General features: G+C 61.5%; 10 protein-coding genes. 5 read left to right on the top strand and 5 right to left on the bottom strand.

Annotated elements, in window-relative coordinates; all coding sequences use genetic code 11:
• Positions 1-6 precede the first annotated feature (6 nt).
• From IP65_RS20330 to IP65_RS20315, 4 genes are all read right to left on the bottom strand, one after another.
• Positions 7-2604, bottom strand: coding sequence for a TonB-dependent receptor (locus IP65_RS20330; RefSeq protein WP_054132866.1), 2598 nt, complete (start codon positions 2602-2604; stop codon positions 7-9).
• A 182-nt stretch (positions 2605-2786) separates the two neighbouring features.
• The gene (locus IP65_RS20325) at positions 2787-4469 is read right to left on the bottom strand and encodes an AMP-binding protein (RefSeq protein ID WP_231627851.1); all 1683 of its coding nucleotides are present in this window, start codon (positions 4467-4469) and stop codon (positions 2787-2789) included.
• 178 nt (positions 4470-4647) lie between these two features.
• Positions 4648-5514, bottom strand: a complete 867-nt coding sequence (locus tag IP65_RS20320) for a cupin domain-containing protein (RefSeq protein WP_082350294.1) — start codon at positions 5512-5514, stop codon at positions 4648-4650.
• A gap of 173 nt (positions 5515-5687) precedes the next feature.
• Positions 5688-6185 carry an antibiotic biosynthesis monooxygenase gene (locus IP65_RS20315; protein ID WP_054132863.1) on the bottom strand — a complete coding sequence of 166 codons (498 nt, stop codon included), beginning with the start codon at positions 6183-6185 and terminating at the stop codon, positions 5688-5690.
• Positions 6186-6362: 177 nt separating this feature from the next.
• Between IP65_RS20315 and IP65_RS20310 the strand changes: the two genes are divergently transcribed.
• The 4 genes from IP65_RS20310 to IP65_RS20295 all read left to right on the top strand — a co-directional run bounded on the left by IP65_RS20310 (position 6363) and on the right by IP65_RS20295 (position 10747).
• Positions 6363-7856 carry a PLP-dependent aminotransferase family protein gene (locus IP65_RS20310; RefSeq protein WP_231627864.1) on the top strand — a complete coding sequence of 498 codons (1494 nt, stop codon included), beginning with the start codon at positions 6363-6365 and terminating at the stop codon, positions 7854-7856.
• 129 nt (positions 7857-7985) lie between these two features.
• Entirely contained in the window at positions 7986-9392 is a 1407-nt protein-coding gene (locus IP65_RS20305; protein ID WP_054132862.1) for an aldehyde dehydrogenase family protein, read from the top strand.
• Between the two features lie 129 nt (positions 9393-9521).
• Entirely contained in the window at positions 9522-10259 is a 738-nt protein-coding gene (locus IP65_RS22070) for an NUDIX domain-containing protein (protein ID WP_231627833.1), read from the top strand.
• Positions 10256-10747: a DUF523 domain-containing protein gene (locus tag IP65_RS20295; protein ID WP_054132860.1), complete on the top strand. Its 492-nt coding sequence runs from the start codon at positions 10256-10258 to the stop codon at positions 10745-10747. Before IP65_RS22070 ends, IP65_RS20295 begins: the two co-directional genes overlap by 4 nt.
• Positions 10748-10797: 50 nt before the next feature.
• On the opposite strand, the gene IP65_RS20290 is transcribed toward IP65_RS20295, so the two are convergent.
• The gene (locus IP65_RS20290) at positions 10798-11325 is read right to left on the bottom strand and encodes an AAA family ATPase (protein ID WP_054132867.1); all 528 of its coding nucleotides are present in this window, start codon (positions 11323-11325) and stop codon (positions 10798-10800) included.
• Between the two features lie 478 nt (positions 11326-11803).
• On the opposite strand from IP65_RS20290, the gene IP65_RS21840 reads away from it, so the two are divergent.
• Entirely contained in the window at positions 11804-12103 is a 300-nt protein-coding gene (locus IP65_RS21840; protein WP_171797744.1) for a hypothetical protein, read from the top strand.
• Positions 12104-12154: the final 51 nt, after the last annotated feature.

Below are 12154 nucleotides of genomic sequence, written 5' to 3'. Positions count from 1 at the left end.
CTCTCGTCAGAAGCGCAAGGTGCCTTCTACGCCATAGGTCCTGGGTAACGCCCGGACCAGGTAGCCCGCCCCGGTAATCCCTTCGTTGGGATAGCCGCCGGGGAAATAGAGCTTGTTCGACAGGTTCTTGCCCCACAGCGAAAGCGTATAGCGATCCGTCACGTAGCTGAGGCGGCTGTTGAACACCCAGTAATCGCCTTCACCGTTCGTGTAGGCGCCCGTGGCGAGATTCTTGAGCACACCGCGGCTGTAGTCCTTGAACGAGTCATAATAGAAGCGCCCGGTATAGGCGGTGTCGCCGTGAAGCTTGATCTTGCCACCCCCGACATCCGCCGCATCCCAGTCGAAGCCAAGGTTGATCGAGGACTTCGGCGCATAGGGGAAGGGATTTCCGCCCACGCTGACACTGCCCGCGCCGGATTGTACGCAGGACCCTTTCTGCGCTGGGAACAGCCCGCTCAGGTTCAGCGCCGCGCAGGTTGCCTGGTCGAAGCCCTTGTACTTGCTGTCGAGCAGGCCGAGCGATGCGCTCAGCGTCAGGCGGTCGGTGGCCGCAAACTGGACGTCCAGTTCCAGCCCCTTCATCGTACCGTCGAGCGTGATGATGTTGGCAGTCACGCTCTGGTCGACGACCTGGCTCTGCTGGTTCTTGTAATCGTAATAGAAAAAGCTGCCGTTGATCTGCAGCCGGTTGTCAAGAAACCGGGTCTTGAACCCAATCTCATAGGCGTTCACTTCCTCCGGTTTGACGAAATAGACCTGCGGGGAACTGATATAGGCCAGGCCATTGAACGTTCCGGCGCGATAGCCGCGGCTGTAGCTGGCATAGAGCATGACACCGTCCACCGGTTTCCAGTCCAGGATGGCGCGGCCCGATATGCGGCTGGTCTTGCCATCCTTGTTCACGCCGCCAGGTGTCGTCCCGCCGGTGGCCGGGATCGCCACGTTGCCGGCCTCGTCATAGACCGGCGACAGGAAATAGGGCGCGCCATACGCCGAGACGGCGAGCATCCGTGGGTTGCCGGCATCGTCGTAATACGTGGTGAGGCCATCGCGGTATTTGGTGGTGTCGGTCGTGTAGCGCAGACCAGCGGTGAATTTCACGTTCGGCGTGATTTCGTAGCTGCTTTCGCCATAGATCGCCCAGCTCTCGCGGTTCTGCCTGAAATGCTGCTTGCCAAGAATGCCGGTCGGAAGCGAACCGGCGGACAAACCCTTCCCGTTGAAGCCGCCCGCCGGATTGAACCAGGTTGCCGGCAGGCCAACGGCCGCGCGGACGTCGCTGAGCAGGTTGAAGATGTCGATATCGTTGTTCGACGTCACCGTGTCCCAGCCATAATAGGCGCCCGCGATCATTTTGAACGGGCCGCTGCTGTAATCGAGCCGGAGATCCTGGTTGAAGGCCTTGAAATCGGAACGGTAGCCGTTCGAGCAGAGGCGCAGGGGGCTGCTGTCGCAATCGGTTTGCGTCTGGAGATAGAGGCCAGAATCATAGCCAGTGATTGAGGTGAGGTTGAGCTTGTCGGCCAGTTCGGCCTTCACCGTTAGCACCACGCCTTCCGTGCGAGTCACGGCGCGGCCGATCGTATCCTGTTGGATCTGCGTGTCCGATAGGCCCGCCCGGCTATAGTTGCTTGGCAACAAACCGGCGCCGTTGGAGCCGAGCGCGCGGAACAATGGTGCCAGGATGAAATTCGAGTTTTCATAGTCGAACAGCGCCGGATTGGCCTTGTACGAACCTGCGCCGAGTGAGGCCGCCGCGCCCCCGGTCGATTTCGACGCATAGCCCTTCACCGTGATATCAAGCGTATCGCTAGGCTTGAAACGCAGCGTTCCCCTGAAGGCATATGTTTCATCGCCCCCCGGATCGCGACCCGTGGCGAAATTCCGCCCGGACGCACCGCCCGCGGCCGTATTATTGAGGCCGGCGGGCATCAGGTTGTGGATATAGGGATCCATTTTGACGTAAGTGCCGGCGATGCGGATACCGAGCTGGTCCTCGACGGGCGTCAGTTCGATGGCGCCTTCGACGCTCTTGCGGTCAAAATTGCCATAGCCGGCTGTCAGATAAACATTTGCGCCCTTCAGATCGGGTTTGCGGGTGATGAAGTTGATCGCACCGCCCGTAGTGTTGCGGCCATAGAGCGTGCCCTGCGGGCCGCGTACCACCTCGACCTGAGCCAGGTCATAGAGTTGCTGCCCCTGGCTCGCGCGGAAGGTCTGATAGACCTCGTCGACATAGACGCCGACGGGAGAGGCTGCGCTGGCGCTGAGTTCGGTGCCGACACCGATGCCGCGCAAGGTAAAATTGGGCTGTTGCGAACCATAGGCCGACGATACCTGCAAATTGGGCATCGAACTGTTGAGGTCCGACGTATCGAACACGCCCTTGTTGGCAAGTTGCGAGGACGAGATGGCCGATACGGCGACGGGAACGTTCTGTAGATTTTCCGACCGCTTGGTCGCGGTGACGACGATTTCTCCTAGCCCTCCGGACTGCGCCTGCCCGGACTGCGCCTGCTCGTCAGTCGCCTGCTGCGCAAATGCCGGCGTCGCAAGACATGCCGCGATGGCAAGAATGCTGATGCCTCCAACCCTGTTCATAGAAAGCTCCCTGATGAGGTCACTGCATCTGGGTGCATTCGTGACCTGTTGCGCCTGGACATCAGTATCGGGGATATACCGACCTTTCCGCAGAAATCCCCGGCTCTGGTGTCAAGGTCCAACCTGCAGGAAATCTGACCCTCTTCTTAGAACCTGTTTGCCGGTTTTTAATGGAGCCAGTTTCACCGTTGGTCGGTATGCATGGCGCGCAACATGAAGCGCTGGATCTTGCCGCTGGGCGTCTTGGGCAATTCCGGCACGAACGCGATCAGCCGGGGATAGGCATGGGCGGAGAGCCGCGCCCTGACATGCGCCTTGAGGGCGTCGGACAGTGCTGGCGAGGCCGCGAACCCCGTGTTCAGCACGATGAACGCCTTGACCAGTTCGGTGCGTTCGGGATCGGGCACGCCGATGACGGCAGCCTCCATCACGGCGGGATGCTCGATCAGCGCGCTTTCTACATCGAAGGGGCCGATGCGATAACCGGATGAAGTGATGACATCATCGGCACGGCCGATGAAGCTTATGCTGCCGTCCTCTTCCCATTCCACGGTATCGCCGGTGCGATAATAGCCATCCCGGATGGCCGGCGTAGGTTGTCGCCAATAGCCGCCGAACCAGAGCAGCGGCGATCGGGCAATGTCGATGGCCAGTTCGCCCGGCTGGTTCGCGCGCCGTTCGTGGCCCTCCTCATCCAGCACCGCCACCCGGTAGCCGGGCATCACGAACCCAGCCGAGCCGGCACGCACCGGGTGCGACAGGCCGTGATGGTTGTTCACGACCATGCCGGTTTCGGTCTGGCCGTAATGATCGTGCACCGCCACCGCGAGATGTTCGTCGAACCAGCGGATGACTTCGGGATTCAGCGGCTCGCCCGCACTGCTGACAACGCGCAGCCTACCCCTTACTTTCGCGGCGGACTCGCCGCCTTCGGCCATCAGCAGGCGATAGGCGGTGGGCGATCCGGCGAGGTTGGTGACGCCAAGGCCGGCGATGAGATCATAGGCGGCCTGGGCGGAGAAGGCGCCTTCATACAGGATGGTTGGCCGGCCCAGCAACAGCGGACCGGTGATCCCGTAATAGAGGCCGTAGGCCCAGCCCGGGTCGGCGATGTTCCAGAAACGGTCCTCCGCTCGCAGGTCGATCGCCCAGCGCATATACGCGCCGATGGCAGGCAAGGCCTTGAGCGGCACGCCCGCGCCCTTGGGCAGTCCGGTCGAACCCGATGTGGACATCATCAGGAAGAGATCGTCGCCGGTGCGCATCACTGGTGCGAAATCGGCGGGCATCTCCGTCACTTCGGCGCTGAAGTCGATGTCACCAGCAGGCAGGAATTCATCGGGCAAGCGAACGGTCGCGACCGGCGGACATTGCGCGATGCCCGCCAGCTTCGCGCGATTGGCGCTGTCCGTAACGACCAGTACGGCCTTGCTGATGCCCAACCGGTGCTCGATCGCCTTGGGGCCGAAGGCGGTGAACAGCGGCTGATAGACCGCGCCGGCCCGCCAGACGCCTAGGACCGTTGCAACCAGTTCGGCCCTTCGCGGCAACAGGCCCGCCACCACGTCGCCGGGCTTGACACCATGCGCCACGAGCATGTTCGCCACTTGCGCCGACAGGCCGCGCAACCGGGCAAAACCGTGGTCCTGTCTCGTGCCGTCCGCCGCCACCGCAATGAGGGCCGGATCGTCGCCATAGGCATATCGGTCACAGCATTCCACGCAGGCGTTGATACCGCCCGAAAGACTGCCACAAAGCCGGGCCCATTCCCGTTCCATGGAAAATTCTTCGACCGCCTCCCTATAGCCAGGGGCGGCGACAGATGCCGGTATGCCGGCCATGCCTTCGATCCTCTCCGCGATCATGTCGCAACGGCGCGGCGCGCCGGTTTTCCAGCCCTTTCAGACTATTGCACTCTGCCGGACTGGGGAAGGCGGCGGCGCGTATGAGGATTATACACCCGCCGTCGCCATCGCATCCTAATCGGGCGAAAGCGAAGTGGCGGCCTCTAAACCGCCGCCACCTGCCATCGCGAACCTGACGTTAATCGGGCAGCACGTCCCGCGTGATGACCCACAGCTTCTTCGAGAAGGGTCCCTTCGACGTCCATGTGATGTGCATGCCGGAAGACAGGCCGATCGAATCGCCCGCCTTGAAGTTATGCACCTTGCCGGAGTCCGTCTCCACCACCTCGACTTCGCCTTCAAGCAGCAGGATCGTCTCGTCACCCAGCACGCCGGTATAAGGCGTGACGAGCGTGCCTTTCTCGTCCACGTTAGTCCCGGCGATGCCCTTACCCGAACGCCACACGCCGCTCAGCATCGTGCCCGTCGATCCGACGGCGCGATTGATATAGAGTTCACCGGCAACTTGCGCACCCTCGGCAGGTTCCACAAAATGATACTCCTGCCATTCGTCGGGATTGTCGCTGGTGTGCGTGATGAGTAGTTCCTGGAACGGGTTCGCGGTCGGTTCGCTGCCGTTCCAGATGCACCACCACTTCTTGAAAGACGGCCCCTCGATCTCCCACTGCACCTCCAGCCCTTTGGGCGAGTAGATGATCGAGCCGGGGCCAACCTTATAGCTCTTGCCGGTGGCAATGACGGTAAGCACGGCGGTGCCGTCAATCACGCAAGCGGTCTCGTCGCCCAGCGGCGCGGAATAAACGATGGCATGCGACCCATCCGCGGCGGCGCCCGGCGCGGATGGCCCGGTACGCCAGAAACCGGCCGAGAGCGACCCCGACGTGCCTTCCGGCCGGATTACCACGTATTCGCCGTGCACCTGCGCACCGAAACGCGGTTCGACCCAATCGAACGGCACCCACTTCTCATTGGGTTCGTTCTGCACGCCACCATGAACCGCGTAACGCGGTGAGTCCTGTACTTTCGCGGCCAACTGCGTCGCCATGCGAAATCTCCCTAAAACAAGATTGAACCATAACCGGCCGACCGCCAAATCGCGTGTATCCGCTCAAAGGGCGACCAGCGTGCACTATCCCGACATGGGGGCCTTCGACCTAGCGCCACTGCTGGCCTTTTCGATAGGGCCAGATGCCGGGCGCGCCCCTCAGTTCCGCTCGTTCACCGCGCCGGGGATGGCTGTGGAACTTCCGGGAGCAGCGGCACGTCCTTGAATACGGCAAAGCTGCTTGGCGTGTTCGGCATGACCGGGAAGTTGAAATCGCACTTGGGGCACGGCTCGGCGAGCACCTTCTGCTCTTCCTGGAGTTCGAACGCCTTGTCCTCGACCAGCCCGCAACAGGGGCAAACGCGCAGCAGACGCGTGTTGGTCAGCTCGAAATTGGTGATGATGTCTTCCATGATGGCACCGCGCGCGGCCCATTCCTTGGCGTGCTTGTGATAGGTCGCCATGTGCCAGTCCTTGAGCGCTTCGCGGTTCACCCAGAAGCTGACTTCGTTGAACCAGGTCGGGTCTTCGGGATGGACCCACCAGGTCAAATGGAGGAAGCCCGGCAATTTCATGAGATGGGTGCGTGTATCGGCGAAAATGACCTTGAACTTTTCATACCCGTCCGGGCTGGAAAAGCGCACGCGCTGCATGCTGAGATAAATGGACATGGGGTTCTCCGCTCAATGAGTCCAGCCCGACAAGCTGTTCGATCAGGATGAGCAGCGTCATGGCCAGCCGGTAGGGCCAGCATCGAGAAAGATGATGGTTCCAGTTTGCAATCGCTCTACCATTGCCGCGCGGCCGCGGTAGGATGGGCACGAGCAAGATTTGGGGCCGTGTCCAAGATGACGATGAACCTGATCATCCGCATCGACCGCAAGGATGAACGATCCCTGCAAGTCCAGATATACGAGGCCCTGCGCGACCAGATCCTGAACGGCATATTGGCCGCGGGCAGGCGCCTGCCCTCCACGCGCAGCATGTCAGACCAGCTTGGAATAGCCCGCAACACGGTGACGCTGGCCTATGAACGCCTCGCCGCCGAGGACTATATCACCTCGCGGGCCAAGGCTGGCATCTTCGTCAACGAAAGACTGCCCGACGCCACCGTCCTGCTGCGCAACGGGCACGCGTCGATCCAGCCAAGCCGCAAGCGACTGCGCCTGGGCAAGAACCCGAGTTTTTCCGGGCGGGCTCCCCAGCTCTGGCACGAGAAGCGCTCGCGTCCGCAGTTCGATTTCTTCGTCGGACGTCCACACCCCGAAAGTTTCCCGACCAGCTTCTGGCAGCGCGCGACCGCGCGACATCTTGCCTATGCGCGCGGCATCCAGACCGAATACGGCGATCCGCGCGGACTGCGTGCGCTGCGCGAGGCGATCGCGGCGCATCTTGGCGAAACGCGCGGAATCAACGCTAGCGCCGATCAGATCATGATCACGTCCGGTATCCAGGGCGCGCTCAACCTGCTGGCCAGAATTTTCATCACCGATCGGTCAAGGGCGAGCGTGGCGGTCGAGAACCCCTGCTATCAGGGCGCGGCCTATCTGTTCGGCAGCTATGGCGCCAGCATCCATCCGATAGACGTCGACGAGCAGGGTATCGTCGTTTCACAACTCGAAGGCTTTCTGGGCAATCTCGTCTATGTAACGCCGTCCCATCAGTTTCCGACCGGGTGCACGCTTAGCCTCGATCGCCGGCTGCACCTCCTAGACTGGGCCTATCAAACGGGCAGCTATGTCATCGAGGATGATTACGACAGCGACTTCCGTTACGACGGGCCGCCGCTCACCGCGCTGGCCGGGCTGGACCGGAATGGCCACGTCATTTATCTCGGCACCTTCTCCAAATCGATCGGCGCCGGGCTGAGAGTGGGATATGCGGTCATGCCGCGTCATCTTCTGGACCAGGCGCGACTGGTGAAGACGCTGACCGACAATGGCGCCCCCTGGCTCGAACAGGCGGTGATCGCGGACTTTCTCAAGGAAGGCGCATTTCTTCGCCATCTCCGGCGCATCCGCCGGTCCTATATGGGCGCTCGCGACACGGTGATCCGGTCGATCGAAGAGCATTTTCCCGGTGGTGCGTTGCTGGGGCGGGAATGCGGCATGCATATGATGTGGACATTGCCGCCCGATCTCCCTTCCGCGAACGACATGCAGCGCATCGCGCTGAACTGTGGCGTCGGCCTCTACCCGTTCGCGGGCGCGGCGACGCAGGAATATGGCAATCCAGGTCGCTTCCGCGAACGGTCGCTGGTGCTCGGCTATACGGGGCTGTCGGAAGAGGCGATCCGCGAAGCCTTTGCGCGGGTTGCCACCGTGGTCGGCCAAGGGCGCTAGCACACACGAACTGGCACCACCTCTAAAGCTGGATATGGCTCTAGGGGTTGGGCCGACAGGTTCCTAGCCTTCCTGAAAATCGTCGGCGTCCATCTAGCGTGCGCCGACGGCAATACAGGAGGATTGGACATGCCTGGCTACAAACTTCTGATCGGCGGCCGGCTGGTCGATGGCGCGGACACGATGGAGGTCATCAACCCCGCCACCGAAGAGGTGCTTGCCTCGTGCCCACGCGCATCGGCGGGACAACTGGACGACGCGATCCGGGCGGCGAAGCAGGCCTTTCCCGCCTGGGCGCGGACACCGCTTGCGGAACGACGCGCGATGATCCTCAACCTTGCGGACTGCATGGACGTGCATGCGGAAAGCCTGGCGCGCCTGCTCACGCAGGAACAGGGCAAGCCGTTGAGCGAAGCCACGGCCGAGATCGCCTACAGCGTCGCCTTTATCCGGCAGCTCGCGACCCACGACCTGCCGGTGCAGGTGCTGGAAGACAATGACAGCCGCCGCGTGGAACTGCACCGTCGCCCCCTGGGCGTGGTCGGCGCGATCATTCCCTGGAACTTCCCGGTGCTGATCCTCGCGTTCAAGCTGCCGTCCGCGCTGCTGGCGGGCAATACGCTGGTCGTCAAGCCCGCCCCCACGACGCCTTTGTCGACCCTGCGCATGGGCGAGATGATGGCAGGGATCTTTCCTCCCGGCGTGGTCAACATCATCACCGACCAGAACGACCTTGGCACCCGTCTCACGACGCACCCCGATGTCGCGAAGATCAGCTTCACCGGATCGACCGAAACCGGCCGAAAGGTGATGGCGGGCGCGGCGGCCTCGATAAAGCGGCTCACGCTGGAACTGGGCGGCAACGACGCGGCGATCGTGCTGCCCGATGCCGACCCGGTGAAGGTCGCATCAGGCATCTTCAGTGGTGCCTTCATGAACGCCGGACAAGTGTGCCTCGCCATCAAGCGCGTCTATGCCCATGCGGACATCTATGACGCGCTTTGCGTGGAACTGGCCAGGATCGCCGAAGAGGCAGTCGTCGACGATGGACTGAAGCAGGGTGTGCAGATCGGACCCCTCCAGAACCGGGCGCAATACGACAAGGTGCGGGCGCTACTCGAAACGGCCCGATCGGACGGCACGATCATCGCCGGAGGCGAAGTCCTGAATCGCCCGGGCTATTTCATCCGGCCGACCATCGTGCGCGATATCAGCGACGGCGCGCGGCTGGTCGACGAGGAACAGTTCGGTCCCGTCCTTCCCGTCATTCGCTATGACGATCCTGAAGACGCGCTGGCGCGCGCCAATGCGTCCGACATGGGCCTGGGCGGCTCGATCTGGTCGTCCGATCGCGATGCGGCGCATGACCTTGCCATGCGCATGGAGGCCGGCACGGTATGGATCAACAAGCATCTCGATTTCGGCCCGACCGTTCCTTTCGGCGGCGCCAAGCAATCCGGACTGGGCGTCGAATTTGCGGAGGAGGGATTCCACGAATTCACGCAGATTCATGTGATCAACGAAGCGAAGGGATGATCAGCATCTGGCCAGGCACGCTAAATACCCCAAAAGACGCCTCGAACACCGCCCGGCGCGCGTGTGTCTAACCGCTTGGATGCACCGCAGCAGGGAACTCCGTCCTCCCCGCCCGGGCGGAGAGTTTTGGTGACAACTGTTGGTCTGACGGCAGCTGAAGAACGGCTTGATGTGGTCACCTATCGCCTGTGCGCTTTGATGGAAAATGCCGCCCTCGCACCGGACATTCAGCGCATAGGGTCCGGACAACGAAACCGGCCATACATTAACGCCGGCTGCAATGCTGTCGAAAGGCTTGGCTTGGGAAATTGCTGCCATCTGCAGCGAGCTCGCCGAACGGAGGATTCAGCTGAAAACCGCCATTCGCAAGCGTCCCGAAAAGGATCGGGAAACGGGAATCCCGGCGCGCGCTCGCTTGCAGTTTCGGTCCGCCAGCGCAATGAATGGTCGATGCCCGACACCAAGATCATTCGAATAGCTGCTGCCCTGATCGACGACGGCGAGGGACGAACGCTCCTGGTCCGCAAAGCTGGCACGAAATGGTTCATGCAGGCAGGCGGAAAGATCGAGGCGGGGGAAAGTCCGGTCGACGCCCTCTGCCGCGAATTGTACGAGGAAATTGGCTTCTCCGTTGATCGTGCAATGACACGTCATCTAGGCTGCTTCACCGCTCCGGCCGCGAACGAACCGGGGCGATCGGTTCAGGCAGAGCTGTTCCATGTCCGTATCGCACATGATCCGACACCTAGCCTTGAGATCGAGGAAGCCGTTTGGACGGACCGGGCGACCGCTGAGGCGATGCCGCTTGCGCCGCTGACGAGGGACCATGTGCTGCCCCTGCTTTCTACGCTCGCGGAGAACGCATGACGCCGGCCAAGGTGCTGGTCAGCGCATGCCTCCTTGGCCGGCCGGTGCGATACAACGGTTCGGCGAAGACTCTTGAAGACGCGCTGCTGGATCGCTGGATCAGCGAGGGTCGCGTCGTGTCGGTCTGCCCGGAGGTGATGGCTGGATTACCGACACCTCGGCCACCAGCAGAGATTGCACATAGGGCGAGCGGAGCAGCCGTAATTGAGCGGGACGGTAGCATCGTCGAGGCGGACGGCACCGACGTGACCGAAGCCTATCTCGCTGGCGCGCGGATCGCCCTTGAACATGCCACCCGGCACGATTGCAGATACGCGCTCCTGACGGATGGAAGCCCGTCGTGTGGAGGGAGCTTTATTTATGACGGCAGCTTCCAAGGTCGCCGGATTGATGGTGAGGGCGTGACTGCCGCTCTGCTCCGACAGCATGGCATTGCCGTATTTTCGCAGGCGGAGATTTCGTCTCTCGCAGCAGCGCTCGACGGGTGAGGTAAGCGCTCGCGCATTCCCATCGGGATGGTGAAACGGGAATGTGCGGCTTAGCGCCTTAACCCGTTGGCGCGGTAGAAGGCCGCCAACGCCCCGGTCGTCGCGATCCGAATCTTGGGCAGGCTGATACCGTCGATCATGTCGCGGTAACGGGCGCGGTTGGCTCTGGTGGCGACAACGATATGCCGGATCATCTCCCATTTCACGCTATCGCGACCGCCCTCCAGAGCGCCGCGTCGATCGCGCTCGAACCAGCAGCGTCGAACATACCTATACAGGCTGGTTGTCGTTGTAACGTCGAGAAGAATGAAGCCGGTCGCTCGTTCCAGCCGTTGCGGGAGCAGCCGGGAATAGTTGCCTTCAATCGCCCAGCGGTCGCCAGTAATCGCCTTGTCGTGAAGCGCCGTAAACTCCTCTGGCAGTCGTGGAACCCAGTCGGTGTGCGGAAGATGGTGTAGCTGGTCGAGGTGAACGACCTCCAGCCCTTTCGCTCGCCCGATCGCCTCCGCCAATGTGGACTTACCGCTGTTCGACGGCCCCATGATACAGATGCGTGTTCCTAGATCGTCCAGCTTCATGGCACCGACATACCTCCTCGCTTCGCAAATACGATCGCGCCATGTTTCTCGCAAACGAACCTTCTGCGCGACGCCCCGTGAGCTCATAGGCACGATGATAACCGGCTGGGCTTTCCCGAAATCGCCCATCTAGGATGGAAAAATGGGATTGTCTGCGATCCTGAAGTGGCCGATCTAAAAAACCGCGGTGATCGCTTAACGGCGATGTGGAGCGGCTGCCTTCCGGCGAGCAAAGGCGCACGAACAGCAGGTTTCGTCGGAACCGGCCCTTCGCGTCACCAAAGGAGAATGGCGATACTTGGTCGCCTGCCGCGTGTGCGCTGTGATGGAAAATGCCGCCCTCATAGCGGCCGTTCAGGCGCCTGAGCCCGTACGCCGAAAGCCGTCGTTTATTCATCAATGTCGCTGACCCCATGAACAGCCTGGGTTGGTGGGAAGCGGACGTTGCTTGCCACGATGGATGCTTTATCTCCTCCGTATGAAACTATTTCCCCCTTTTTTCGTGCTTGCTCTCGCTAGTAGCACGGCGCTGGAAGCTAAAAGCCCAGTGCCAAGTGCTGCGGAGTTGGCAGCGGCCATCGCGATGCACACAAAAAAGCTTGTCTTGCCAGCAGATGTTCGCCCGTTGGGGTGTGAGGGATTCACAGAAGAACCAACCGAATTTGAGTGCCGATGGACTCAAAAAATTCACGGAAAATGGTTCCGTTACAGTACCTACTTTGCGATTGACGGTGCAGACTGGATTATAATCGATTGGCCACCGTCGAAATTGAAATGATGCTATGGCGTCGTGTCCGGAACGGCGCTTAGCGTCGAAAAATGGTGGATG

Origin of the sequence: Novosphingobium sp. AAP1, assembly GCF_001295765.1 — a bacterium.
GTDB lineage: Bacteria > Pseudomonadota > Alphaproteobacteria > Sphingomonadales > Sphingomonadaceae > Novosphingobium > Novosphingobium capsulatum.
The sequence above is the reverse complement of the archived record's forward strand: the minus strand, read 5'-3'. Positions and strand labels throughout refer to the sequence as shown.

Coding starts and splice junctions, on each gene's coding strand:
- IP65_RS20330 (WP_054132866.1), bottom strand. CDS start 2,604: ATGAACAGGGTTGGAGGCATCAGCATTCTTGCCATCGCGGCATGTCTT.
- IP65_RS20325 (WP_231627851.1), bottom strand. CDS start 4,469: ATGATCGCGGAGAGGATCGAAGGCATGGCCGGCATACCGGCATCTGTC.
- IP65_RS20320 (WP_082350294.1), bottom strand. CDS start 5,514: ATGGCGACGCAGTTGGCCGCGAAAGTACAGGACTCACCGCGTTACGCG.
- IP65_RS20315 (WP_054132863.1), bottom strand. CDS start 6,185: ATGTCCATTTATCTCAGCATGCAGCGCGTGCGCTTTTCCAGCCCGGAC.
- IP65_RS20310 (WP_231627864.1), top strand. CDS start 6,363: ATGACGATGAACCTGATCATCCGCATCGACCGCAAGGATGAACGATCC.
- IP65_RS20305 (WP_054132862.1), top strand. CDS start 7,986: ATGCCTGGCTACAAACTTCTGATCGGCGGCCGGCTGGTCGATGGCGCG.
- IP65_RS20295 (WP_054132860.1), top strand. CDS start 10,256: ATGACGCCGGCCAAGGTGCTGGTCAGCGCATGCCTCCTTGGCCGGCCG.
- IP65_RS20290 (WP_054132867.1), bottom strand. CDS start 11,325: ATGAAGCTGGACGATCTAGGAACACGCATCTGTATCATGGGGCCGTCG.
- IP65_RS21840 (WP_171797744.1), top strand. CDS start 11,804: ATGAAACTATTTCCCCCTTTTTTCGTGCTTGCTCTCGCTAGTAGCACG.